The sequence below is a fragment of the Chryseobacterium fluminis genome (assembly GCF_026314945.1).
Classification (GTDB): Bacteria; Bacteroidota; Bacteroidia; order Flavobacteriales; family Weeksellaceae; genus Chryseobacterium; species Chryseobacterium fluminis.
This window is the reverse complement of the sequence record NZ_CP111121.1, coordinates 3,545,911-3,571,319: the sequence shown is the minus strand read 5'-3', so window position 1 is coordinate 3,571,319 and position 25,409 is coordinate 3,545,911. Positions and strand designations below refer to the sequence as shown.

Genomic DNA, 25,409 nt, shown 5'->3' with positions numbered 1-25,409 from the left:
ATTTAATGATTAGAATTTAAGTCCACCTTCTCTCGCACCATCAGCAAGAGCTTTCACTCTTCCATGGTATACGAAACCGTTTCTGTCAAATACAATATTTTCAATTCCTGCAGCGATAGCTTTAGCAGCGATGGCTTTACCTACAGCAGCAGAAACTTCAGTTTTTGTTCCGTTAGCGTCAACTCCTTTCTCTCTTGAAGAAGCGGAAGCTAAAGTTTTTCCACTGTTGTCATCGATTAACTGAGCGTAAATTTCCTTATTACTTTTGTATACAGATAATCTTGGCAATTCAGAAGATCCAGAGATTTTCCCTCTTACTCTTCTTTTTATTCTTATTCTTTTTTCTAATTTACTTAATGCCATAATACTTATAATTTATTAAGCAGATTTACCAGCTTTACGTCTAACAATTTCTCCTACGAATTTAACACCTTTTCCTTTGTATGGCTCAGGCTTTCTGAAAGAACGGATCTTTGCAGCTACCATTCCAAGAAGTTGATTGTCGTGAGACGTTAAAGTAATAATTGGGTTTTTACCTTTTTCAGTCAATGTATCTACTTTCACTTCACCTGGAAGTTCTAGTACGATACCGTGAGAGAATCCTAAAGCCAACTCAAGTTTCTGACCTGAGTGAGAAGCTCTGTATCCTACCCCTACTAATTCCAGTTTCTTTTCGAAACCTGTATTTACACCAACAATCATGTTGTTGATTAACGCTCTGTATAAACCGTGAAGCGCTTTGTGTTGTTTAGTATCTGATGGTCTGTTCACGTTCAGTACCCCATCATTCTGTTCTAAAGTAATTCCTGCTGTAAGCTCCTGAGAAAGTTCTCCTTTAGGACCTTTAACCGTTACCACACCATTATTTTCAGTGACAGTAACTCCTGCTGGAACTGTTATAATTGCTTTACCAATTCTTGACATTTTCCTGTGATTAAAAATTAATAAACATAGCAGATTACTTCACCGCCTACTTTCTCTTCTCTAGCTTTCTTGTCAGTCATTACTCCTCTTGAAGTAGAGATGATAGAAATACCCAAACCGTTTAGTACTCTTGGAAGCTCAGTTGAACTTTTGTACTGTCTCAAACCTGGTCTAGAAGCTCTCTGAATAGACTTGATCGCCGGTTTGCTGGTTTGTTTGTCGTACTTTAAAGCGATTTTGATCGTTCCCTGAACAGCGCTATCTTCAAACTTGTAGTTTAAGATATACCCTTGATCAAATAAGATCTTAGTAATCTCCTTTTTGATTTTCGATGCAGGAATTTCCACCACTTTATGGCCTGCGCTTTGTGCGTTCCTTACTCTTGTTAGGAAATCTGAAATTGGATCTGTTACCATTTTTCTTTTATAAATTATTGGTTAAAGACAATCAGTATTGAAAGGACTTGAAGAGTAAAATATCAGACTTCAGAAAACTTCGGTCTGATATTATTCTTTAGTATCCAGACAACTTAATTGTCCCGATTTTTAATTAGTAATTATTACCAACTAGCTTTTTTAACTCCCGGGATAAGACCGTTGTTTGCCATTTCTCTGAAAGTTACTCTGGAAATACCGAACGTTCTCATGTATCCTCTTGGTCTACCTGTTAATTTACATCTGTTGTGTAATCTTACAGGAGAAGCGTTTTTAGGAAGTTTTTGCAAACCTTCGTAATCACCTGCTTCTTTAAGAGCTTTTCTTTTGTCAGCGTATTTAGCAACTAGTGCTTCTCTTTTGCGCTCACGCGCTTTCATTGATTCTTTAGCCATTTCTTAGTTCTTTTTAAATGGTAAACCGAAGTGAGTTAATAATGCTTTCGCTTCTTTATCTGTTTTCGCAGTTGTTACGAAAGTGATGTCCATCCCCTGGATTTTTTTCACTTTGTCAATTACGATCTCAGGGAAGATAATCTGCTCAGTAATTCCTAAGTTATAGTTACCTCTACCGTCGAAACCATCAGCCTTGATACCAGAAAAATCTCTAATACGTGGTAAAGCAGAAGCGGTAAGTCTGTCTAAGAACTCATACATTTTGTGAGCTCTTAAAGTAACTTTGGCCCCTACAGGCATTCCTTTTCTCAATTTGAAAGCAGCTTCGTCTTTCTTAGAGATCGTACCTACAGCCTTCTGACCAGTGATATTCGTTAATTCTTCAACAGCATAATCAATGATTTTTTTGTCTGCAGTAGCATCACCTAACCCTTGAGAAAGGATGATTTTTTCCAATTTAGGTACCTGCATTACTGACTTGTACCCGAATTCTTCCATCATTGCAGGAACAATCGTTTCTTTATATGCTTTTTTGGGTCTTGCTATATATTCCATGTGTTATTTAAAATTATAAAGTTTCACCCGTTTGTTTGTTGATTCTTACTTTCTTATCTCCTTCGATTTTGTAACCGACTTTGATCGCTTTTCCGTCTTTACCAACTAAAGCTACATTAGAGATATGAATAGAAGCTTCCTTCTCAGTGATTCCTCCTTGAGGGTTAGAAGCTGAAGGCTTAACGTGTTTTTTAACGATATTAAGTCCTGCAACGATAACTCTAGGGTCTCTTCCTTCTTTTTTGATCACTTCAATAACTTCACCTGTCTTACCTTTGATATCTTTCTTACCGGTAGTAATGATGACGTTATCTCCTCTTTTTATTTTTAACTTTGACATTTTTTTAAACTTTTAAATATTAAAGTACTTCAGGAGCTAATGAAATGATTTTCATATATTCTTTGTCTCTCAACTCACGAGCAACTGGTCCGAAAACACGTGTTCCTCTCATTTCTCCCGCTGCGTTTAGTAATACACAAGCATTGTCTTCGAATTTGATGTATGAACCATCTTTTCTTCTCACTGCTTTCTTAGTTCTTACTACTACAGCTTTAGATACCTGACCTTTTTTAGCGTTTCCTGATGGTGTGGAATCTTTGATAGTAACAACGATTTTATCACCAACTGAAGCATATCTTCTTCTGGTTCCTCCCAGAACTCTGATAACCAATACTTCTTTAGCACCTGTATTATCAGCAACTTTTAATCTTGATTCTGTTTGTAACATTATTACTTAGCTTTTTCAATGATTCTTACTAATCTCCATCTCTTGCTCTTGCTCAAAGGTCTAGTTTCTTGGATCAAAACTGTATCGCCTTCTGCGCATTCATTGTTCTCGTCGTGTGCAGTATATTTTTTCGTTTTCAAAACGAATTTACCGTACATCGGGTGCTTTACTCTTGTAGTCTCACTAACAACAATAGTTTTTTCCATTTTATTGCTGGAAACCACTCCGATTCTTTCTTTTCTTAAATTTCTATCCATTGTAAAATGAAATTATTGTTTGTTAGTTAACTCAGTATTTAGTCTTGCGATTGTCTTTCTCAAATCTCTGATTTGGATCGGGTTTTCAAGCGGGCTGATTTTGTGAGCCAATTTCATTTTAGAATATTGAGCTTTTGCATCAGCTAATTGAGCCTGAACATCCTCTGCGCTTAAATTTTTAATATCAGCTTTTTTCATTGTATTCAAAGATTAAAGAGGTTTAACAAAGTCGTTAGCAACGATGAATTTAGTAACTACTGGTAATTTCTGTGCAGCAAGTCTTAAAGCTTCCTTAGCGATCTCGTAAGGTACTCCTCCGATTTCGAACATAATTTTACCCGGTTTTACTACAGCTACCCAATATTCCACAGCACCTTTACCTTTACCCATACGTACTTCCGCAGGTTTTTTAGTAATTGGCTTATCCGGGAAGATTTTGATCCATAGTTGACCCTCTCTCTTCATATATCTTGTCGCAGCGATACGTGCAGCTTCAATTTGTCTTGCAGTGATCCAAGCACCTTCTGTCGCCTTGATCCCGAAAGTTCCATAAGCAAGTTGACTACCTCTCTGGGCATTCCCCTTCATTTTCATCTTATGAACTCTACGGAACTTGGTTCTTTTTGGTTGTAACATAATTTCTAAATTTTAGATTTTAGATTTTAGATTTTAGATTTTTTTTATTTTAAAAAAGTAACGGTAATTTAAAATTCAAAATTTCTATCTAAAATTTTTAATTATTATTGTTATTATTGTTATTGTTCTTTCTAGGTCCTCTATTGTCTCTTCTGTCTCCTCCTCTGTTATCTCTTCTGTCAGACTGACCTCCTTTTTTCTGTTGTCCCACTAGTGGAGAAAGCTCTCTTTTACCGTAAACTTCCCCTTTCATGATCCAAACTTTTACCCCTAGCTTACCGTACTGAGTCAATGCTTCACCAATGTGGTAATCGATATCAGCTCTGAAAGTAGACAAAGGAATTCTTCCGTCTTTGAAAGATTCTGATCTTGCCATTTCAGCTCCGTTCAATCTACCAGAGATCTGAACTTTAATTCCTTCAGCACCCATTCTCATGGTACCGGCGATAGCCATCTTAACAGCTCTTCTGTAAGAGATTCTGTTTTCGATCTGCTTAGCGATGCTGTCAGCCACTAATACGGCATCCAGCTCAGGTCTTTTAATTTCGAAGATGTTGATCTGAATATCCTTTTTAGTCAATTTTTTCAACTCTTCTTTCAATTTATCTACTTCCTGACCACCTTTACCGATGATAAGTCCCGGTCTAGCAGTAGTGATAGTCACTGTAACTAATTTTAATGTTCTTTCAATATAAATTCTTGAAATCCCACCTTTAGATAATCTAGCCTCAAGGTATCTTCTGATTTTGTAGTCTTCCGCGATTCTGTCTCCATAATCGTTTCCACCAAACCAGTTAGAATCCCATCCTCTGATGATACCTAATCTATTACCAATTGGATTTGTCTTCTGTCCCATACCTTGATTAATTTTCTTTTTTACCTAAGATTAATGTAATGTGGTTTGATCTTTTTCTGATTCTGTACCCTCTACCTTGTGGTGCCGGTCTCAGTCTCTTCAATTGTCTTGCACTGTCTACAAAAATTTCTTTAACGATAAGATTTGCTTCTTCAATATCAGCACCTTCGTTTTTAGTCTGCCAGTTAGCCATTGCTGAAAGCAATACTTTTTCCAACTTGTTAGATGCGTCTTTTTTAGAATATTTTAGAATATATAAAGCTTTGTCTACTTCTACTCCTCTGATGATATCAGCTACTAATCTCATTTTTCTTGGAGAAGACGGGCAATCATTATGTAATGCTTTTACTACATCCTGATTTGTTAACTTACGTGCTAATGCACTTTCTCTTTTTCTTGATCCCATGATTATCTACTTCCTTTGTTTTTGTTACCACCATGACCTCTGAAAGATCTTGTTGGAGAAAATTCGCCTAGCTTGTGACCAACCATGTTCTCTGTAACATAAACAGGGATAAAAGATTTCCCGTTGTGTACTGCAATAGTTTGTCCTACGAAGTCCGGAGAGATCATTGATGCTCTAGACCAAGTTTTGATAACTGTCTTCTTACCAGACTCTATGTTTGTCTGAACCTTCTTATCTAAAGTATGATGAATGAATGGTCCTTTTTTAAGTGATCTTGCCATAATTATTTTCTTTTAGATACGATGTAACGGTTAGACACTTTATTTTTCTTTCTTGTTTTGTAACCTTTAGCCGGCATTCCGTTTCTAGATCTTGGGTGACCTCCTGAAGAACGTCCTTCACCACCTCCCATTGGGTGATCTACTGGGTTCATCACTACCGGTCTTGTTCTTGGTCTTCTACCTAACCATCTGCTTCTACCAGCCTTACCTGATACTGTTAACTGATGATCTCCGTTAGAAACAGATCCAACCATTGCATAGCATTCAGTAAGAATCATTCTGGATTCCCCTGATGGCAATTTCACGATTGCATATTTACCGTCTCTGGAAGTTAATTGAGCTGAAGAACCAGCACTTCTTGCTAAAATAGCCCCTTGACCTGGCTTCATTTCGATACAAGAAATTACAGTACCCAAAGGAATGTTCTTCAATTTCATTGCGTTACCGATATTCGGTTCTACGCTTTCACCTGAAATGATTTTTTGGTCTACTTTGATCCCGTTTGGAGCGATGATATATCTCTTTTCTCCGTCTGCGTACTCCACTAAAGCGATGAAAGCAGTTCTGTTTGGATCGTACTCTACAGTTTTTACCGTAGCTTCAACATCATGCTTGTTTCTTTTGAAGTCGATAATTCTGTATTTCTTTTTGTGTCCACCTCCGGTGTAACGCATGGTCATTTTACCAGTTTGGTTACGTCCACCTGACTTACTAATACCAACGGTTAGAGATTTCTCCGGTTTGTTGGTAGTAATTTCCTCAAAATTGTTTACAACTCTGAATCTCTGTCCTGGGGTGATAGGTTTTAATTTTCTAACAGACATTACTATTATTTATAATTAATAATTAATTTACAGCAAAAATATCGATAACATCACCTTCAACAAGTTTAATTACCGCTTTTTTCAATTTGTTTGTCTTTCCTACTTGAAGACCTTTTTTAGTGTATTTCGAAGAAACCTTCGGAGCATAAATCATCGTGTTAACGTCTGCTACTTTTACACCATAAGCTGCTTCAACAGCTTTTTTAATCTGGATTTTATTCGCCTTAGGGTTTACTAAGAAAGAATAAGAACCTCTTAAATCTGTAAGGTAGTTAGCCTTTTCTGAGATCACTGGTTTAATAATAATAGACATGACTTATTTCTTTAAATTTTCCTGGAATTTTTCAACTGCACCTTCGAAGAATACGATCTCACCTGCGTTTACTAAATCGTAAGAACTAACTTCGTTGAAGTTCATTACTTTAGTTTTAGGTAAGTTTCTTGAAGATAAATACACATTCTTATTAGCTTCAGGAAGAATAAACAAAGATTTTTTACCGTTTAATGTCAATGCATCCAATAAAGTAATGAAATCCTTAGTTTTAGGAGCGTCTAAGCTCACATCTTCTAAAACTGTAATGCTGTTATCTCTCATTTTCTGAGATAAAACAGATTTCTTAGCTAATCTCTTAAGAGCTTTGTTCAATTTGAATCTGTAGTCTCTCGGTTTTGGTCCGAATACTCTACCTCCACCTCTGAAAGTTGGAGATTTGATATCACCATATCTTGCAGAACCAGATCCTTTTTGCTTCTTAAGTTTTTTGGTAGAAGCTGTAATTTCGCTTCTTTCCTTTGATTTATGAGTTCCTTGTCTCTGTGCGGCAAGGTACTGTTTAACTTCTAAGTAAACCGCGTGCTGATTTGGCTCAATTCCGAATACTGATTCGTCTAGAGTTACTTTTCTTCCGGTCTCTTTTCCTGATGTATTTAATACTACTAGTTCCATTTTCTGATAATTACATAAGAATTTTTAGCTCCCGGAACAGCACCTTTTACTACTAAAAGATTTTGTTCTTGATCCACTTTTAATACCTGAAGGTTTTGTACAGTTACCTGCTTACCTCCCATTCTACCCGCCATTCTCATTCCTTTGAATACTCTCGAAGGATCCGATCCAGCACCGATAGAACCCGGAGCTCTAAGTCTGTTGTGCTGACCATGAGTTGCTTGCATTACACCTCCAAATCCGTGTCTTTTAACAACACCCTGGAAACCTTTACCTTTAGAAGTACCTGTTACATCAACATACTCACCTTCAGCGAATAAATCAACTTTTACTTCCTCTCCTACTTTAACTTCATCAACGAATTCTCTGTAGAATTCTACCAATTTAGCTTTAGGAGCAGAACCAGCCTTTTTAAAATGGCCAGCTAACGCTTTACCAACGTTCTTCTCACTCTTGTCATCGAAACCTAATTGAACAGATTTATATCCGTCCTTTTCAATGGTTCTGACCTGTAAAACCGAGCATGGACCCGCCTGAATAACTGTACAAGGAATGTTTTTTCCTTCTTCGTTAAACAAAGACGTCATACCGATTTTTTTACCAATAATACCTGACATTGTTTATGTTATAATAAAATTTATCTTCTGTTTATCACCATTTTTCGGAGGTCTGAAGTAATTTCTACTTTTGATATAGGCATACTACGCCCCTAAAATGAGTGTGCAAATTTATGAATATTTTTAGAACTGACAAATATTTGCTGCAAAATATTTTGATTTTTAATCATTTAGGTAATTTTGGCATAATCCGCCCGTGATTTCCGGAAATATATTTTGGAAATATAAAAATTTTAAAAGGAGTTGATTTTAAGTAAGGATGACACGCACTCCAATTTCTTCAAGCCTGTCTCTGTCTTCACCGATCATCTTATGATCGGTAATCAGGTAATCAATTTTGTCAAGGGGCGCTATTTTGCCGAAGCCCTTTTTGTTGAGTTTAGAAGAATCCGCCAGAATAACGACCTGGTCTGAGCATTCGATCATCAGCTGATTTAAATGCGCTTCTGCGGCATTGGAAGTACTGATGCCGAAATCCATATCAAGACCATCTACCCCGAGGAATAATTTGTTGCAGGAAAATTGTTTCAGAATAGATTCAGAAATAGATCCCACAATGGAAGTTGAACTCTTTCTGACCTCTCCTCCCAGCTGAATGATGTTGATATTGGGATTATTGCAGAGTTCGATAGCGACCCGCAGAGAGGAAGTGAGCACCGTGAGGGGGCCGAAGCCTTTGAGCATCCTGGCCAGATAATGCATGGTGGTTCCGGAAGCCAGAATGATACAGTCGTTTTCCCGGATCAGGGACAGGGCGGCCTTTGCAATCCGTTGTTTGGCTTCTACATTAATGCTTTCTTTTTCATCAACGTTTTTTTCGTAAGCATACCGCACATGTTTACTCGCTCCACCGTGGTTTCTGAAAAGCAGCCCTAAGCTTTCAAGGTAACTAAGATCTTTTCGGATGGTGACAGAAGAAACACTGAACTTTTCACACAGTTCCTGTACGAGAACATAGTCTTTCTCTTCTATCTCCTTCAGTATGTCACTATGTCTCGGCTGCAGCTTTTCCATGAATTCGTTTCTCCAAAAGTATTACTTTTTTCCGAAACATAAAATTTCGTTTATTTTCTTTTTGATTTCGATTTTAATTTATAATTTTGAAAATGAAAGATAACGAAACATTATGAAACGACATGAAGAACTCGAAAAACTGAGCACCGTCAAAGAATGGGACTTTGTCGTGATAGGTGGCGGGGCTAGTGGTCTGGGTTCGGCACTGGATGCCACCAGCAGAGGATTCAGGACCCTTTTGCTGGAATCGCATGATTTTGCAAAAGCCACTTCGAGCCGGAGCACGAAGCTGGTGCACGGAGGCGTACGGTACCTTGCGCAGGGAGATATCGGACTGGTAAAAGAAGCTCTGAAAGAAAGAGGTTTACTGGCCCAGAATGCTGCTCATATCGTAAGAAATCAATCGTTCATCATTCCCAACTACAACTGGTGGGGCGGAATTTATTATAAAATAGGGCTATCTGTTTATGATTTTCTTGCCGGTAAATTAAGTTTGGGCAAAACCAGATACCTCAGCAAGTCAAAAGCCATTGATAAACTTCCTACTCTCGAACAAAAGAACCTGGCGAGCGGAGTCGTTTACCAGGACGGTCAGTTCGATGATGCCCGCCTGGCTGTTAATCTTGCACAGACGATCATTGAAAAAGGAGGGAGCGCCGTGAACTATATGAAAGTAACGGGCCTTCTGAAAAATAATTCTGATAAAATAACAGGCGTGGTGGCAGAGGATCAGTTAACGAAAAAGCAATTTGAAATTCATGCAAAAGTCGTCGTTAATGCAACCGGTGTGTTTACCAATGACATTCTGAATATGAATAATCCTGAACACGGAAAATTTGTCGTCCCGAGTCAGGGAATCCACCTGGTGCTGGACAAATCTTTTCTAAGAAGTGATCATGCAATCATGATTCCCAAAACATCGGACGGAAGGGTTTTATTTGTGGTTCCATGGCATGACCGGGCCCTGGTGGGAACTACGGATACGCTGCTGGAAAGTGAAAGCTTTGAACCCCGGGCACTGGAAGAAGAAATTAACTTTGTTCTCAATACCGCGCGTCAGTATTTATCAAAAAAACCAAGGCGGGAAGATGTGAAATCCGTTTTTGCAGGACTGAGACCTCTGGCTGCTCCGAAGGACGGAAGCAAGAGCACAAAAGAAGTTTCCAGAAGCCATAAAGTCGTAACTTCTGAAACCGGGTTAATTTCAATTATTGGCGGCAAATGGACCACCTACCGGAAAATGGCGGAGGATACGATTAATAAAGCGATGGAAATTCACCATTTAGGGTTGACCACCTCAAAGACCGAGCATCTCTCTATTCACGGAAATATAAAATCATCCCTAGTCAACACAAGCAGTCATCTGTATGTATACGGTTCGGATATTCCTTTTATAAAAGCATTACAGGAGAATAATCCTGAATATTCAGAAAAAATACATCCTGATCATCCATTTACCGTGGGTGAAATTGTATGGGCGATTCGAAACGAAATGGCAGAAACTATCGAAGACGTTTTGGCAAGAAGACTTCGTTTGTTATTTTTGGATGCGAGAGCTGCGATCGACAGCACACAAAAGGTAGCTACGATTATGGCAAAAGAAAAAGGATTACCGGAAGAATGGATCCATCAGCAGACCGAAGAATTTACAGAACTGGCAAAGGGATATTTACTAACGCCTTATTCTCCTAAAAACACTAACCCAAATTAAACACGATATGCGTGAGAAACTGATTCTTGCGCTGGACCAGGGAACGACTTCGTCCAGAGCGATCTTATTTAATCACAGAGGAGAAACGGAATTTATCTCCCAGAGAAATTTTGAACAAATTTTCCCGACCCCGGGTTGGGTAGAACATGATCCGAATGAAATCTGGTCTTCCCAGATTTCTGCTGCTGCAGAAATTATCGCCAAAGCGGGTATTTCCGGCCTGGAAGTAGCAGCCATCGGAATTACCAATCAACGGGAAACAACCGTTGTCTGGGACAGGGAAACGGGAGAACCTGTTTACAATGCTATTGTCTGGCAGGACCGGAGAACATCAAAATACTGTGACGAATTGAAAGAGCAGGGATATGCAGAAGATGATCCGTGAAAAGACAGGTCTTGTTTTGGATGCTTATTTTTCTGCAACCAAATTAAAATGGATTCTTGACACGGTGGAAGGCGCGCGCGAAAAAGCGGAAGCCGGTAAATTATGCTTCGGAACCGTTGATACCTGGCTGGTCTGGAAGCTCACCCGCGGAAAAATGTTTATTACCGATGTTTCCAATGCGAGCAGAACCATGCTTTTAAACATCCATACGCTGGAATGGGATGATGATTTGCTGGAGCTGTTTACGATTCCAAAGTCGATGTTGCCGTCGGTAAAACAAAGCAGTGAGATCTACGGAGAAACTGCCACTACCCTGTTTTCAACAAAAATTCCCATTGCCGGTATTGCTGGCGATCAGCAGGCTGCGCTTTTCGGGCAGATGTGCACGCACCCGGGAATGGTAAAAAATACGTACGGAACGGGCTGTTTTCTTTTAATGAATACAGGAAAAGAAGCAGTTTCCTCCAAAAACAACCTGCTGACAACGGTAGCCTGGAAAATCAACGGGGAAGTCAATTATGCTCTTGAAGGCAGTGTTTTCGTAGGCGGAGCTGCCATTCAGTGGCTTAGAGACGGCTTAAAACTGATCAGGTCTTCTGAAGAAATCAATGACCTGGCAAAAACTGTGGAAGATAACGGTGGGGTTTATTTTGTCCCTGCCCTTACAGGCTTGGGAGCACCTTACTGGGATCAGTATGCGCGAGGAACCATCGTAGGGGTCACCCGGGGCACTACCAACGGCCATATTGCCAGAGCCACGCTGGAAGGCATCGCTTTTCAGGTGTATGATATTGTGAAGGCTATGGAAGCAGACTCCGGAAGAGAAAGCCTGGAGCTGAGAGTAGACGGCGGCGCATCAGCGAGCAATTTACTGATGCAGATTCAGTCGGATCTATTCGGTTTTAAGATTACAAGACCGAAAACACTGGAAACAACAGCTTTAGGCGCTGCTTATCTTGCAGGGCTTGCGGTGGGATACTGGAAAAGCATTGATGAAATCCAGTCTCAATGGATCATTGATCAGGATTTCTACCCGCAGATGGAAAAAGAGAAGGTTGAAAAGATGGTCCACACCTGGGGCAAAGCGGTAAAACGTTCACAAAACTGGATTGAAGATTAATTTCTAAAAAATAAGTATGACACCATTTACCGCAGAATTTATCGGGACCCTGTTTATGATTCTATTAGGAAACGGCGTTGTGGCCAATGTTGTTCTGAAAGGCACCAAAGGACACGGCTCGGGCTGGATCGTGATTACCACTGCCTGGGCACTGGCGGTTTTTGTAGGCGTGACCATTGCAGGATCCGTGAGCGGCGCACATCTGAACCCGGCAGTTACCATCGGTTTAGCCGTTGCGGGGAAATTTCCGTGGGGATCTGTTCCGTCTTATGTTGCAGCCCAGATGTCCGGTGCGATGCTGGGTGCCTTTTTGGTCTGGCTATTCCACAGGGATCATTTTGCCATCACCGAAGATGAAGGCACAAAACTGGCGTGCTTCAGCACCTCTCCGGCTATCCGGAAAGCTTCTTCAAACCTGATCAGTGAAATGACCGGCACCTTTGTCCTGGTGTTTGTTATTTTTCATTTTGCAGACCCAAACATTACATTACATACCGATACTCATGCAAAAATAGGATTAGGATCGGTAGGCGCGATACCCGTCACCTTTTTAGTATGGGTGATCGGATTGTCTTTAGGCGGCACCACCGGATACGCGATTAATCCTGCCCGTGATCTGGGTCCCAGAATTATGCACGCCCTTTTACCCATCAAAGGAAACAGCGACTGGCGCTACGCATGGATCCCGGTTCTCGGTCCGATTGCCGGAGCCGCTATTGCAGGTATTTTATACATGGCTTTAACGCATTAATACAATTTAATGCAAATAAATATACCATGCTTCATTCCGGAGCGGTGTTATTGTATTAAAACCTTCCGTCAGGCTAATCCCCGGGATTTTACGGTGTAATTTTTGCTTAGATATTTTTAATTTTGAAAAAATTATTTATATGAAAAAGCTTTTTGGTTTATTGATGTTATGCTTCAGCATTTTATCGTTCGCTCAGGTAAAAACTCCTTTTACAGGAAAAAGAAGTTTCAATATTCTGGAGGGATTCGGAGGCAGCGGAACTCCTGCCTATTATGTAGATGTCAAGAAAAACGGCGATGTCCATTTCGGATATGTACAGGTGAATCAGGCAGACGGCACAGAAACTTCTGAAGATATCAACGTGGGAAAATATCACACCGGTGTTATGAAAGTACACTTTAAAAAATACAATGAGAAGTGGAATTTTAAGTTTAATAAAGAAAAAATCTATTTCACCGACGAAAAAGGAAATATCATGAAATCGGAAGACTGCTGTTCGGTAGCGGAAACGGAAAGCTCAAACTGTGAATGTGAAGGCGAATTGTTTCAATAATGAAGTATCTTAAACTCTTTTTTGTCTCGATTCTTATTTTCCTGTTCTCCTGCAATAACAAAAAGGATCATCTTTATGGTTTCTATTACTGGAAAACGCGGCTTTCGCTGAGTGAATCTGAGAAAACAGCATTGAAAAAGGCAGGTCTGCCTTATGTGTATACAAGATTTTTCGATGTTGACAAAATCGACGGAAAATTTCAGCCGGTCGGTGTTATTACGAAAGATAAAAGCTTTGAAACGGCTCAACAGATCGTTCCTACCATATTTGTAACCAACAGAACTTTCCTGTATATCACAAAAGAAGAAATACATTTTTTAGCGAAAAGCGTTTTAGATCTTATTCAGAAAAAGACCGCCGAATATCAACTGAAAAATTCAGGAGAGATTCAGATCGACTGTGACTGGACCGCCGGAACCCGGGATGATTATTTCGCATTTTTACAGGAGTTAAAAAAAATATCCGGAAAAGAAATTACCTGCACCCTGCGTCTTCACCAGGTAAAAGATAAAAACCTGATGGGCATTCCGCCTGTAAGCAAAGTATATCTGATGTGCTATTCCACTTCTTCTCCTTTGGAAAATTCTGATAAAAACTCGATTCTGGATGTCCGTATTCTGAAAAATTATCTTTCACAGGCAGATGATTATCCCATCAAAAAAATTGAAGTCGCGCTCCCGATCTATTCGTGGGGAATTGTGACGAATCACCTGGAAAAACATAAACTCATTAATGCTCTATCTGATAAAGACCTTGACAACCCGGATTTCAGAAGAATTTCAGCCAACGAAGCGGAAGTGATGAAAGACGGATTCTATTTCGGGCATTACTTAAATAAAGGATTCAGAATAAAGACCGAAGAGATCTCTGATCAGAAGCTTCGCGAAGTGGTTGATTTCCTTGAGGAAAAAATACCGCAATTCAATATTATTTATTATCAATTAGATAGTAAATTTGTAACCGGCCGGAATTTTAATTTTTAAAACCACCATAAACTCAAAAAACACCACTCACGATATGAAAAAGTATATTCTTTCACTCGCCGTAGTCTCTCTTTTTTATACCAAGTCCGATGCCTGCGCCTGGTCTGATCCGGATTATGAATACTTTAACCTGTTTACGCAAAGCATCATTAAAGATAAATCCTACCTGCCTTTTTTACACAGCTACTCTACCCGATTTTATACGGATTATAACAAGTCTCAGATTCCTGATGAAAATGTAGAATCATGGAAGAAATACTTTAATAATCAGCTGACGTATTCCGAGACTGATTTCCTGGTATACAAAATGGGAATGAATGATCTTAATGATCTGAAGAAAGGAGCCTCCACCAATCCGTTACTTCAGAAGCTGGGTAATGGTTCTTATCAGAAATACCGTGAAGGAATTGATTATCTGATTGAGGCTAAGTACCTGGAGCCTTTCATGAGGATCAATTTTGTCGAAAATGAAAACTCATTTTATTACGACGGAAATCAGAATGGTAAAAATGCCACGCAACTTGATTATAATAAAACCATTGCCGCTTTAACTTCTTTGTACAATGCGGCACAAAATCTGGAAATTAAGCAGCGGTATGGCTATCAGCTCGTCCGTTTCAATCATTACACCCGGAACTATGATGCCGCGACCCAGGCTTTTAAAACCTATATTGAGCCTGTAAAGCTAAGAGGCAGTGTTTATTTTATGGCTCTCGATCAGCTTGCCGGCGCTCAGCGGGGCCTGCAGATGAATACCGATGCCAACTGGAACTTTTTCCAGGTTTTCATGAACAGTAAGAGCCGTAAGGAATCTGCTTTTGTATCGATGAAACTATCGGATACCGCTTCATTTAATAATATTATGAAACGGGCCGGCACAAATGAAGAAAAAAATATGGCCTATTTTCTTCTGGGCTATGAAGATTTCAATAACCCGATTCCTATCATGGAAAAAATGTACGACATTAATCCTGATTCCGAAATGCTGAAAGTGATGGCCGTGAGAAGCATTAACGAGCTGGAAAGAAGCTACCTGCCGATCTATTATTACAACACCAATGAAACCCACGGATCTTCCGGCTACAACAAGACATCTGAAAGCAAAACGGAAAGCAGTCCGTCCGAAGCATCGGAAGTAAAACAGGAAAAGCTATCTTTCTGGCAGAAGATCGTACGTTTCTTTAAAAAGTTGTTCGGCATTAAGTCTGATCCGGCAACTGCTGATGGTAAGTCTGACCAAAGTGATGATGAGCTGCTCAACAATCCGGACAGAATTCCTTTTTACACCAAAAATAATTACTGGTACGATGAGAAGACAAAGGATTACCTGGACGACCTGGAAAAATTTACCGAAAAGACAAAAGAAAAATCGAAGGATGAATACTGGCAGATTGCAGACGCGTATTTAAAGTTCCTGAAAAAAGATTATAAGGCAAGCACGGAAATTCTGAATGATATTAAAACAACCCATCCCGAGTATCTGGAAGAAATAAAGAGAATGAAAGTTCTTAATGACATTGTTTCTCAGCCAAAGATCGATGCCGCTTATGAAGATCACCTGATAAAAGATTATGCTGAGTATTTCGTAGAAAAAGAGGTTAAAAAAGATACGGCTGCAACGGATGAGTATGATTATTACGGAACAGTTCCTTCCACCGCCGACTTCCTTAAGGACGTAATGGCCAACCGCTATTTCTTACAGGGGGAAGACGGAAAATCGTTTTTAATGAACAATAAGCTTTCGGATCTGCAGTACAATCCGAATTCAAGCTTAGTAAAAAGTGTTGAAGAATTCTACAGAAAACCTAATAAAACCCAGTTTGAACAGCAGATCATTGCTAAGAATATGGATGATGTGGGCAATATTGAAGGGTTTTTTGCGCTGATTTACGGAGACCGTGCGATGAGGCTGGCTGATTTTGAGAAGGCCAAATCCTATTATCAGAAAGCCGGAAACTTCAGCGGAATTCCACGGTCTGAATGGAATTACGATGCCAAGAAGGTGACCCCTCTGCAATATAAAGCCACCCAGTATAACGGGTATGCCAATATTTCTGATCTTGTATTCGGTCATAATGTGTGGGAAAGCTACCAAAGCGATGAGCAGACAAGTATGGCCAAAGAAGATTATTCTCCGTTCCCATTCATTAAGCCAAAGATGAATAAACTGGAACTGGCCGATGCGCTTATTCAGTTGAAAAAATTGGGTACAGGAAAAGACGAAAAGGCCGCAAAAGCCAACCAGCTGATCGGTAACCTCCTGTATAATACTTCTATTTTAGGGTATTACAGGCAACTGTTTGTAATGGACATTGATAATTCCAACGGAGGAAAATATGATTTCTGGAATACTGACCGAAAAAATCCATACCAGTATTATTATAAAAATTTCCTTAATACTACTTATATAGAGCCTGACAATTTTGATCTCGCGCTAAGCTACTATAAGAAAGCTCTGGATGCCTCTGCCAATAAAGAACAAAAAGCAAGAATCCTGTTCCAGATGGCGAGCGCAGAGCAGGGCAAGTATTACCAGTATGAAGCCAAAAACCCGGTGAAGATAGATTATTCAGATCCAAAATATACTGAGAAAACCGATGCCCATCAGCAAGAAATGGACCGCCTGAAAAATCAAAAGTTCAGAACCTATTTTGCCCTGTTAAAAACCCAGTATTCCGGTACGGAAACGGCAAAAAATTTAATGGGAAGCTGCTCTTATTTTGATTATTTTATGAAATAATTTTAATATTAAATGATAAAAACCGTCTCGGCAAAAGCTGAGACGGTTTTTTTGATATAAAACTTAATTAATTTTAGGGTGTAGTATAGTCAATAAGGAGAAATTTTGCTTATATTATTTTACGAACATCCAAATCGCTTATTAATTTTATATTATCTTCAATTTTGGTTTGTGTCAAAATATCTAAAATATCCGGAGATAAATCAGTTACTTCTAAGGGTTTTACTGGAGTAGTAACCAGATGATACAGATTATCAGTAAAATTATTTAAATGAGTCTTATCAAAAGAGTAAAGACCCCTTTGAGTAAAATATATAAAATCTCTCAGGTATCTTTCATCAGCACCACTTGCTTCTTTTAAAGCCAGATAGACTGATTTCATTACAGCGTCATTTGTTTGGAAACGACATTTTATTTTTGGTGTATTTACGGATTTTTCCATTGCGATTTTCAATTAAATTAAGAGCAAAAACCGCCTCATTTTGAAATGAGACGACTTCTTTTATCTTCAAAGGAACAAGCGGGACACTCGAACCATACAAAGAGCTACTTATTAAGTGCTTTCTTTGTTTATCTTATAAAATTTTAAAATTTCTATAAGGTACTTGTATTTTAACTCTTCTGAAAAATTTGTCTTCTTGAAGTAAGATAAAACTTCAGATATTGTTTTTGTAAGATTTTTTAAGTTAATAATTTTAACCTTATTATCCAACAACAAGAGGTAATATGGAGAATGACTAATAGATGGAATAATTATAAATATTCCCTTACTATTCTCTTTTACTAAACCCTTATCAAGAATTTCATTAATAAAAAAATGTCTGTTTATATATTTTACTTTATCTTCCTTAATCAAATTAGTTTGCTCTTTATTTAAAATTATATCTGCTATTTTTTGCTTAATTATAATTCCGTTATGGTCTAAGAAACTACTATTTATATGTATAATAGAGTCCTTTTTTTGTTGAGCATTTGTTAGAACAAAACAAATGATCAATAAAATCAATTTAATGCCTTTCATTGTTTTTTTTTATTTGCAATATCATGTAAAATTTGTTCCGCTTTCTGAGTTGGTATTGTTTCTGGATTTTTGCCATTCGCTTTATCTGTTTGATTTTTACTTTGCGAATGATCTATTTCATGGCCCAAAACAGCTATTGCCATATCAAATGCAGTAAGTTTAGTATTTTCTTTGATTATTTGTTCACCTTTCTCTGTTGCGTCTTGCTTTCCACTTCTAACATCAGAAACAAATTCTGAAATAACTCCAACGTTTATTGTGATATTGGATTCGGATATTATAACATCCACTACTTCATTTGTTTTAGTATTGATCTTTCGTCCTTCTATCGCATTTCCTGTTACCCTTAATTGGTATCCTCCTCTATCTTTAACTGTAGATTCCATGTTATAACTAACGGTGATAGGATGTTCAGAATTCACTAACGTTTGAAATTGTTTATTTCCAACATCTCCAGAATTACGTAATCCATCTCCAAAATTTCTATCATAAGCTCCTTTCCCTCCATTTGCTTTAGGATCATAAACTAATTGTCCATTTTTGTTTCTCCAATCCTCAACCTGTCTACCATCTAGATCAATAAATCTAAGTGGCTCTGTTATTAATTGCGAGTTTTTTCTTTATATTCTTTTTCAGTGATAAGAGTATCTTTTAAAACCTTTATCCCATTTAGATTCTCTTTATATTTATATATTATATTAGAAGATGGTTTATAGCATTTTAGATACAGAGTATCTTTTCCTTTAAAATAAATATCGATCACAGAACCGAAGTTTCCATGAAAAATAATATCTTCTTTATTGTTCTTTTCTATAGCAACATAATTTGTGATATCTGATATTGTACTTATTTGAAAAAAAGTTGCCTTAAGATTTCCATTATCAATAGTTTTAACAATAATTCTGTTTTCTTTTTCTTGCTCAGTTGTCCTTTCTTTCTTACAACTATATAGGCAAATTAAAATTGTTAAAAATAATATCCTCATTTTTAATATTTTATATCGGTTCTGTAAGGGAATCTCCCATAAAAACCATGAAAAATATACGATCCTGAAAATGTATGTTCTCCATAGAATGGCCAACCTGAATTATATCCTGTAGCTCCTTTATTTTGAGATTGATTGTAAGCCCCTACTCTTGGCATTACTCGATGATAAAAAAAGTCTTGATGGAATGGAGATTTATCTGCTGCTACGTTCATGTTAGCTCCAAATATTTCATTACCTAATCCTCTAATTGTTGTTAGTTTTCCATCAAGCATAACTACACTTTCTGGACTGAAACCAGCAACACTCGCTTTAATATCAAATTTCTTACTATTTCCTGAATTATCTCTTAAATATGAAAGAGTATCATACCAGCCCATACCCTTTGTCAGTTTTTTAAACAAATTGACATAAATATTTTTAATGTCATTACCATCTAAGTTTTTATATGATTTTCCATTAATCTTCATATTGTATTCTGGATTTAGGCTAAAGGTTGCATTTATATGTCCTTCAAATTTACCCGTAATATTATTTGCCTGCATGAATTCAGTTGGAAGATGGGTTTCAGCAACTTTTTGGCTTGAGTTTATATCATAATTACCCTTCTCATCAGTTATATAAACTCCTATATTTCCATCATTTTTAGCATTTACAACCGTGTAAGTCCCATCTTTGTTGTCCCTCACACCTGTACTTGCTACTCCACGTCCATCAGGATCGACAAAACTAATTGGATTGTTTATTGTATAGTTGTATGGCGACCATCTACGATATTCTTCGCTCAAAGGGTCTTGGCTAAACCATCTGCCTACATCAGGCATATAAAATCTTGCACCATAATCATACATCCCCGTCTCCTGCAATTCCTTTCCGTTGTACTTGTACTGGTACGCATTCTGAGTAGTCAGTGTATAATGATGCAGTAAACCAAACGGATAATAATTATTAACTTCCACAATCTCGCCCGGTTTCCAGATACTGATGCAGCTTGGGGGATTCCACGGATCCCATGGTATATTGTCACACAGACTCTGAAAATATTGCCGTGGCTGAATCGAACCATCTTTGTTGGTATCTGCATAACTCAATCTTACATTTCCCAAATGGTCTGTATAATGATAAATATAGAGCTTGTTAAGCGCATCATAATATCCTTCGGAAGTAGGAATAATCCTTAATTTTATTACTGCTGTTTGATTTGGGGCAGGCTCAACCATAATTCCACCAGTCACCAAACCTGCATTTTCCTCTGATGGTGTTGTAGACTTGTATTGAAATCCATCCAGATAATCTGTTTCAATGTCACCAAAGAGTTTTTTCACTTTTACTCCGTCTGCCCGGTAGGTATAACGGGTTATTTTAGACTGTCCCATAAATTGGGTCAAGGTCAAGGTCATTTGGGTAATCTGCTCTGGTAAATTTAAGTAATTATATTTGATTGCCGAAATTCCCTTGTCTAAATGACTGGTCATATTTCCATTATCATCATATCCTATTGTATTGTGCGTGGTCAAATAAGGATAGCCCCTGCTGTTACCAATCTGTTCTTCCGTTACTTTTGTGAGCCTGTTGCCTGCATAATCATACTTAAGATTATCGATCATTAAAGCGGTATTTCCTGAAACCAGTCCATCAGATCTTTGCAGTCTTTTTATGTTTCCATTCAGATCATACTCCAGTCTTTCAAAATATTCACGCGCCGACTCAGCACCCTGTTTCTGATAAAATCCAGCTGATAAACGGTTTAAATTGTCATACACATAACCGTACCTTTTTAAAGGCTCATTATCTTCTGTTAAGGTTTTCCAGGATACTTCAGCGATGTTTCCATTGTATTTCGGCTTTACTTTCAGATCCATAAAATCGGTATTCGGATTCTCCAAACCTTCGACATGGTTGTAATTGATTTTATAACCAAACAGATCATTGCCCAAATTGGACGGATCGTTGATCTGGGTCAGCCTATCCCCGGACTCTGCGGATTATCTCGTAGGATCTACCGATATTACTGGATAAAAATATTGGCTCTAAAATTTAGATATACAAAAACTATAAGAAAACGACAGACACACGTCTTCGCTCTCCTGTATGCTTTTGTTAAACCAATTAAATTGCAGTCGATTATGTAAAAAAGAGGCCGTCTCACAACTTGTGAAAACGGCCTATTCTTTATTTATTTGCTCACAGTCGAGGACTTTGCGCAGCGGGGGTTTATATGCCTAGAAAACCCTAATTTTTTATCTTTATTTGTGTAAGTCATAGTAATCGGGTTGTTTTTATCTACTTTTTTAGATAAGATTCTCTACGTTTATATCCTGTAAATACTGCAGTTGTATCTACTTTAATATTAAATCCTGCTATATTACTTTTTACAGTTATTGGTTCACTATATTTTTCAGGCTTTCCATAAAACAATAAGATAATATTATTGCCAGAAAGATTAACGTCTTTTAAGTTTGTAGATTTTATAATAGTATCATTCTTATCGTTTACCGGGTCATAAAGTAATACAAAATCAGCGGTTGTATTGCCAATTAATGAATAATAGAACCATTCTATGGTTTTTCCTTTCACTGGTATTTCTTTTAAGTAAAGACGATCTTTTTTGTCTGCATCTTTGTCTTTACATCCTACAAACAGTGCAAGACTAAAAAATAAAATTAAATACTTTTTCATTTTTTATAAAATTGTCTGAAATAACCAAAATAGATATATCCTCCGGAATAAGAATGTTCTCCAAAATAAGGAAAATATTTATTGTAACCGTTGCCTCCATTTTGAGACTGATTATATTGCCCTGCCTGATTCATAATAGCTCCATACCAAAAATTCTTTCCTACAATTGGAGGTTTTGCTAAAAGCATATTTGCACCAAATCCCATATTTCCCATTGCTCTAAGCGTTGTAATTATTGGTTTTCCTTTGGCATTTTTACCATTTCCGATTGCTGTATAAGGAGATAACCCCATACTTACTTTCACATCCAAGATAGAACCATTAGCCGATAATTCTCTTAATACCTGAAGCCAGCCATATGGTGTTCCTGGCATATCTTCATTAATGGTATCCATATAATACTGTTTAATCCATTGCAAAAGACCTACAGCATCTAAATCTTCTAACTCCGCGCTTCTTCCACTTTTATCTTTTGCAGTTCCAGAAACAGTAAGGTTATTTAAATTAAAGGTTACTCCAGATATTTTTTTATCAAACTTATAAATACCAGTTTCATCATCTGTCGTACAGAAATCGCAAGGACGCATTGTTTTTCCTATTACTTCACCTGTTCTCTTTCTCTCTTTCTCGTTGTTAACAACATATATATTGGTATCTCCATCATCATAGGCTCCTACAACAGTATAGGCTCCATTGGAATTTCTAACAACATCAGTACTTGCAATGTAATTATTGTTAGTTGGATAAGAAATCATTCCAGTTGGGTCGGTATAAAAAATAGGGTTGTTATTTGTATAACTATATGGTTGAAAAGTAGCATCACTTAATGGATCATGTACTCCCCATCGTCCAATATCCGGCATATAGAACCTTGCCCCATAATCATACATTCCGGTTTCTTGTAGCTCCTTACCATTGTATTTATAATTCCTGTACGAACTCTGCCCAAACATTGCACTACCCGTTTTCAGAAGATTCATCCCGAAAGGATAATAATCATTGGCATCGGTGATTTCTATAGCCTGCGACTGGCTGTTTCTGGTAAAACTTATTCTCGCGTTTCCAAGATGGTCTTTATACTGATAAATATACTGTTTTTTCTGGTAATCATAAAAACCCTCTGCTGTCGGAAAAAACTGCAGACCGATGGATGATGGAACAGGAAGCTTCTTTGCTTCAGGCGAAAATGCCTGTATCTCCATTGCCCGGGAAGATGCTGATGATAACGAAAGCAGTTCAGAACTTCCACCGTTATTACGATTCGTTGTGCTGGTAAAATACTGGAACCCGTCCAGGTAATCTGTAACATCCGATACCGTATAACAATCCATAATTCCACATTCAATTCTGGGGTTTATCTTTTGAAGCTTAACCCCATTGGCGCTATATTTATACTCCAACGTGATTCCGCGATGTATTTTACTGGGAAGATTCAAAAAATTGTAATCGATATTTGAGATATATTTATCTGGCATGCTTTTCATATTGCCATTCAAATCGTAGGTGATGGTCCGTCCGCCCCCTTCATAGCCACTAGGGTTATGCGCATTATCATTGATGGTCGTGGCTCTGTTTCCCTGGTAGGTGTAAGACAGATTATCAATGGTAGTAGGCGTCAGGCTATTCGTATTTTCGATGACCGATGTCCTGTAGAGCCGGGTTATATTTCCATTCGGGTCATACTCCAGGGATTCTGTATTTTCAGCGCTGTAGGCATTGTCAGGATTTTGGTAATATCCGGCCGTTAATCTGTTGAGCTTATCATACGCATAGCCATATCTCTTTGGTGTTAAAGAAGGATTTACACCTGGTGTTTCAACAGACCTCCAATCTACTTCCGCAATATTCCCGTTATATCTTGGAAGCACATTTTTTCCTGCAAACTGTGCTGTGCCGGGATTTTCTATTCCGTCTCTGCCCGTGTATTTAATTTTATAGGAAAACAACTTACCCCCTAAATCGGGCACCGTCATTTGATTTTTGTTGATATCAGTCAGCCATCCACGGATATTATACGCATAATCAATACTTTGTAAGTTGTTTCCTACTTTTTTATTAGTCAGCTGGGAAAGCTCATTATAGGTATGGTCTGCCAATAATTCCTCGGGGTTACTGTCTACCTGATGATAATGCTGTTTCAGCCTGTTCAGGTTGTCATAAACAAATCGTTCCCTGACGGTAACTCCTGCTTCGTCCGCTTTTCTTGCATGGTAGGTGTAGGTCTGAAGGACAGCGCCTGCAAAATCAAGCTTATTATTTACCACCGTATAGCCTCCCAGATGATTCTCACTCCTTGAGCCTATACTTCTTCCTTTGGTATCATACCAGGTGTAGATTTTGGTCCAGCTGTCGTCTTCAATATTTTTAACGTAGTTGGCTACCGGTAATCCTTTCGTGGATACGGTATTGGAATGGTTATCAGTCAGAAACTCCTGTGAGAACACATTGGTGACAGCGGGTGAACCGGCGGGATACGTATCATAGTAAGTAACCGTGAGTGCTGTATCAAAATACGGGAAACTGTCATTGGAATAGTAGATCTGCATCCCGTTTTTTGTAAAGCCAGCTGCATCTCTGCGCTCGGTCAGAATAAGATTATTCCCAATGACATTCTGCATATCGTTTCGGTCGGTTCCCGAAACACGTCCTGTAATAATGGGTCTTCCAAACGAGTCATACTTGGTAAAAAGCCACTTTCCGGCAGCACGCATTACAGCATCCTGCGTAAAAATCAGGCGGTCCGCTTTATCATACACCAGGTGTTCCCAGCCTTTTCCCGGGACTTTCTTTTCCACGAGTCTTGCCCTGCCGTCGTACCGGTACTGATAACAGAGATCATCCATCACAGTGTTGAGGTCTGTAGCGACGGCTGCTTTCGGAGGGATCACAAATGCCAGCTGATTATACTCATTGTATACATAATAGGTATCCACTTTTTCGGTTCCGTTGATTTTTCTGACTAAAACGACCTGGCCCTGACCGTTTTTAAATTCAATGGTTTTGTTTCCGTCTTCATCGGTGACCGTATTTTTATACAGCTGGTTGGCTCCGTAATTTCCGGTATAACTGATCGTGGATCTGGTGGCATTATTTTCCCAGGTGGTTGTGGTGGTATATTGAAACACTTCATCGGCTACTGCATTGGCATCATAATCGAATTTCACCGGCTTGTTGCTCCAGTCCGTTCCCACCTGGATCTGCTGCTGAATACGGTCTAACGGAGAGTTTTCCAAAATCTTCTCCGCATAGATCTTTTCTGAGCCGTAAGACGCAGAAGCATTGGCAAGTGGCGTCGGGAAAATAGCCCCGTTTAAGGTTTGGGATTGTGGGATGGGAAGATAATCTTTGGTCTGCCTTCCAAATCCGTCATATTCAATATGGGTCACCACATCTTTTCCCAGTGGCGAAGCTTTGACATTCACGATCTGTTTTGGCCGTCCCAGGCCATCGAAATACTGGACGGTTTCTGAGGTTTTGGTGGGAGTATTTCCGTTGTAATCTAAATACGTTTTGCTGTATACATAGTTTTCTGTCGGAGATAACTGACCGTACGTTATGTTGGATAGAAGCAGTGTTCCTATCGGGATTAATATTTTTTTCATCGTGTT

The 25,409-nt window shown here is 38.5% G+C and carries 30 protein-coding genes and 1 pseudogene; 6 read left to right on the top strand and 25 right to left on the bottom strand.

The window, feature by feature from the left end; genetic code table 11:
* Positions 1-9: 9 nt before the first annotated feature.
* The 18 genes from rplR to ODZ84_RS16265 all read right to left on the bottom strand — a co-directional run bounded on the left by rplR (position 10) and on the right by ODZ84_RS16265 (position 8,873).
* Positions 10-363: a 50S ribosomal protein L18 gene (rplR, locus tag ODZ84_RS16350; RefSeq protein ID WP_100377194.1), complete on the bottom strand. Its 354-nt coding sequence runs from the start codon at positions 361-363 to the stop codon at positions 10-12.
* Between the two features lie 15 nt (positions 364-378).
* The gene (rplF, locus tag ODZ84_RS16345) at positions 379-924 is read right to left on the bottom strand and encodes a 50S ribosomal protein L6 (protein WP_266173473.1); all 546 of its coding nucleotides are present in this window, start codon (positions 922-924) and stop codon (positions 379-381) included.
* 17 nt (positions 925-941) lie between these two features.
* Positions 942-1,340, bottom strand: coding sequence for a 30S ribosomal protein S8 (rpsH, locus tag ODZ84_RS16340; RefSeq protein ID WP_266173472.1), 399 nt, complete (start codon positions 1,338-1,340; stop codon positions 942-944).
* A gap of 143 nt (positions 1,341-1,483) precedes the next feature.
* Positions 1,484-1,753 (bottom strand): 30S ribosomal protein S14, encoded by a 270-nt coding sequence (gene rpsN, locus ODZ84_RS16335; RefSeq protein ID WP_027387207.1) that lies wholly within the window; start codon positions 1,751-1,753, stop codon positions 1,484-1,486.
* 3 nt (positions 1,754-1,756) lie between these two features.
* On the bottom strand, positions 1,757-2,308 hold the full coding sequence (rplE, locus tag ODZ84_RS16330; protein WP_089028770.1) for a 50S ribosomal protein L5: 552 nt from the start codon (positions 2,306-2,308) through the stop codon (positions 1,757-1,759).
* Between the two features lie 13 nt (positions 2,309-2,321).
* Positions 2,322-2,648 (bottom strand): 50S ribosomal protein L24, encoded by a 327-nt coding sequence (gene rplX / locus ODZ84_RS16325; protein WP_266173471.1) that lies wholly within the window; start codon positions 2,646-2,648, stop codon positions 2,322-2,324.
* A gap of 19 nt (positions 2,649-2,667) precedes the next feature.
* A complete protein-coding gene (rplN, locus tag ODZ84_RS16320) occupies positions 2,668-3,036 on the bottom strand; it encodes a 50S ribosomal protein L14 (protein ID WP_007839504.1) in 369 nt (122 codons plus the stop codon).
* Positions 3,037-3,038: 2 nt separating this feature from the next.
* The gene (gene rpsQ, locus ODZ84_RS16315; protein WP_065400323.1) at positions 3,039-3,293 is read right to left on the bottom strand and encodes a 30S ribosomal protein S17; all 255 of its coding nucleotides are present in this window, start codon (positions 3,291-3,293) and stop codon (positions 3,039-3,041) included.
* A gap of 12 nt (positions 3,294-3,305) precedes the next feature.
* On the bottom strand, positions 3,306-3,491 hold the full coding sequence (rpmC, locus tag ODZ84_RS16310) for a 50S ribosomal protein L29 (protein WP_266173470.1): 186 nt from the start codon (positions 3,489-3,491) through the stop codon (positions 3,306-3,308).
* 12 nt (positions 3,492-3,503) lie between these two features.
* The gene (gene rplP / locus ODZ84_RS16305) at positions 3,504-3,929 is read right to left on the bottom strand and encodes a 50S ribosomal protein L16 (RefSeq protein ID WP_042720939.1); all 426 of its coding nucleotides are present in this window, start codon (positions 3,927-3,929) and stop codon (positions 3,504-3,506) included.
* Between the two features lie 97 nt (positions 3,930-4,026).
* Positions 4,027-4,785 carry a 30S ribosomal protein S3 gene (gene rpsC, locus ODZ84_RS16300; RefSeq protein ID WP_266173469.1) on the bottom strand — a complete coding sequence of 253 codons (759 nt, stop codon included), beginning with the start codon at positions 4,783-4,785 and terminating at the stop codon, positions 4,027-4,029.
* A 7-nt stretch (positions 4,786-4,792) separates the two neighbouring features.
* Complete coding sequence (rplV, locus tag ODZ84_RS16295; protein WP_103289182.1) at positions 4,793-5,191, bottom strand: 50S ribosomal protein L22; 399 nt, start codon at positions 5,189-5,191, stop codon at positions 4,793-4,795.
* Positions 5,192-5,193: 2 nt separating this feature from the next.
* Positions 5,194-5,472 (bottom strand): 30S ribosomal protein S19, encoded by a 279-nt coding sequence (rpsS, locus tag ODZ84_RS16290; RefSeq protein ID WP_034702850.1) that lies wholly within the window; start codon positions 5,470-5,472, stop codon positions 5,194-5,196.
* Positions 5,473-5,474: 2 nt separating this feature from the next.
* Positions 5,475-6,296 carry a 50S ribosomal protein L2 gene (rplB, locus tag ODZ84_RS16285; protein ID WP_262149551.1) on the bottom strand — a complete coding sequence of 274 codons (822 nt, stop codon included), beginning with the start codon at positions 6,294-6,296 and terminating at the stop codon, positions 5,475-5,477.
* A 22-nt stretch (positions 6,297-6,318) separates the two neighbouring features.
* Positions 6,319-6,609, bottom strand: a complete 291-nt coding sequence (rplW, locus tag ODZ84_RS16280) for a 50S ribosomal protein L23 (protein ID WP_055987507.1) — start codon at positions 6,607-6,609, stop codon at positions 6,319-6,321.
* A 3-nt stretch (positions 6,610-6,612) separates the two neighbouring features.
* A complete protein-coding gene (gene rplD / locus ODZ84_RS16275) occupies positions 6,613-7,242 on the bottom strand; it encodes a 50S ribosomal protein L4 (protein ID WP_266173468.1) in 630 nt (209 codons plus the stop codon).
* The gene (rplC, locus tag ODZ84_RS16270; protein ID WP_007839520.1) at positions 7,233-7,859 is read right to left on the bottom strand and encodes a 50S ribosomal protein L3; all 627 of its coding nucleotides are present in this window, start codon (positions 7,857-7,859) and stop codon (positions 7,233-7,235) included. Before rplC ends, rplD begins: the two co-directional genes overlap by 10 nt.
* Positions 7,860-8,108: 249 nt before the next feature.
* Positions 8,109-8,873 carry a DeoR/GlpR family DNA-binding transcription regulator gene (locus ODZ84_RS16265; protein ID WP_266173467.1) on the bottom strand — a complete coding sequence of 255 codons (765 nt, stop codon included), beginning with the start codon at positions 8,871-8,873 and terminating at the stop codon, positions 8,109-8,111.
* A 112-nt stretch (positions 8,874-8,985) separates the two neighbouring features.
* On the opposite strand from ODZ84_RS16265, the gene ODZ84_RS16260 reads away from it, so the two are divergent.
* The 6 genes and pseudogenes from ODZ84_RS16260 to ODZ84_RS16235 all read left to right on the top strand — a co-directional run bounded on the left by ODZ84_RS16260 (position 8,986) and on the right by ODZ84_RS16235 (position 17,116).
* Positions 8,986-10,584: a glycerol-3-phosphate dehydrogenase/oxidase gene (locus ODZ84_RS16260; protein WP_266173466.1), complete on the top strand. Its 1,599-nt coding sequence runs from the start codon at positions 8,986-8,988 to the stop codon at positions 10,582-10,584.
* 7 nt (positions 10,585-10,591) lie between these two features.
* Positions 10,592-12,089: pseudogene (gene glpK / locus ODZ84_RS16255) on the top strand (glycerol kinase GlpK).
* 16 nt (positions 12,090-12,105) lie between these two features.
* Positions 12,106-12,840, top strand: coding sequence for an MIP/aquaporin family protein (locus ODZ84_RS16250; protein ID WP_266173465.1), 735 nt, complete (start codon positions 12,106-12,108; stop codon positions 12,838-12,840).
* A gap of 139 nt (positions 12,841-12,979) precedes the next feature.
* The gene (locus ODZ84_RS16245) at positions 12,980-13,393 is read left to right on the top strand and encodes a hypothetical protein (protein ID WP_266173464.1); all 414 of its coding nucleotides are present in this window, start codon (positions 12,980-12,982) and stop codon (positions 13,391-13,393) included.
* Positions 13,393-14,376 carry a hypothetical protein gene (locus tag ODZ84_RS16240; protein ID WP_266173463.1) on the top strand — a complete coding sequence of 328 codons (984 nt, stop codon included), beginning with the start codon at positions 13,393-13,395 and terminating at the stop codon, positions 14,374-14,376. The genes ODZ84_RS16245 and ODZ84_RS16240 overlap by 1 nt, the downstream gene beginning before the upstream one ends.
* Before the next feature lie 34 nt (positions 14,377-14,410).
* Positions 14,411-17,116: a hypothetical protein gene (locus tag ODZ84_RS16235; RefSeq protein WP_266173462.1), complete on the top strand. Its 2,706-nt coding sequence runs from the start codon at positions 14,411-14,413 to the stop codon at positions 17,114-17,116.
* Positions 17,117-17,225: 109 nt separating this feature from the next.
* Here the strand turns inward: ODZ84_RS16235 and ODZ84_RS23220 are convergent, their stop codons facing one another.
* The 7 genes from ODZ84_RS23220 to ODZ84_RS16200 all read right to left on the bottom strand — a co-directional run bounded on the left by ODZ84_RS23220 (position 17,226) and on the right by ODZ84_RS16200 (position 25,403).
* The gene (locus ODZ84_RS23220) at positions 17,226-17,558 is read right to left on the bottom strand and encodes a hypothetical protein (RefSeq protein WP_323136754.1); all 333 of its coding nucleotides are present in this window, start codon (positions 17,556-17,558) and stop codon (positions 17,226-17,228) included.
* A gap of 111 nt (positions 17,559-17,669) precedes the next feature.
* On the bottom strand, positions 17,670-18,137 hold the full coding sequence (locus ODZ84_RS16225) for a hypothetical protein (protein ID WP_266173461.1): 468 nt from the start codon (positions 18,135-18,137) through the stop codon (positions 17,670-17,672).
* Positions 18,134-18,523 carry a hypothetical protein gene (locus tag ODZ84_RS16220; RefSeq protein WP_266173460.1) on the bottom strand — a complete coding sequence of 130 codons (390 nt, stop codon included), beginning with the start codon at positions 18,521-18,523 and terminating at the stop codon, positions 18,134-18,136. Before ODZ84_RS16220 ends, ODZ84_RS16225 begins: the two co-directional genes overlap by 4 nt.
* A gap of 215 nt (positions 18,524-18,738) precedes the next feature.
* Positions 18,739-19,122 (bottom strand): hypothetical protein, encoded by a 384-nt coding sequence (locus ODZ84_RS16215; protein WP_266173459.1) that lies wholly within the window; start codon positions 19,120-19,122, stop codon positions 18,739-18,741.
* Between the two features lie 2 nt (positions 19,123-19,124).
* Positions 19,125-21,059: an RHS repeat-associated core domain-containing protein gene (locus ODZ84_RS23215; protein WP_323136753.1), complete on the bottom strand. Its 1,935-nt coding sequence runs from the start codon at positions 21,057-21,059 to the stop codon at positions 19,125-19,127.
* Positions 21,060-21,405: 346 nt separating this feature from the next.
* On the bottom strand, positions 21,406-21,801 hold the full coding sequence (locus tag ODZ84_RS16205; protein ID WP_266173458.1) for a hypothetical protein: 396 nt from the start codon (positions 21,799-21,801) through the stop codon (positions 21,406-21,408).
* Positions 21,798-25,403, bottom strand: coding sequence for a DUF6443 domain-containing protein (locus tag ODZ84_RS16200; protein ID WP_266173457.1), 3,606 nt, complete (start codon positions 25,401-25,403; stop codon positions 21,798-21,800). The genes ODZ84_RS16205 and ODZ84_RS16200 overlap by 4 nt, the downstream gene beginning before the upstream one ends.
* Between the last annotated feature and the right edge of the window lie 6 nt (positions 25,404-25,409).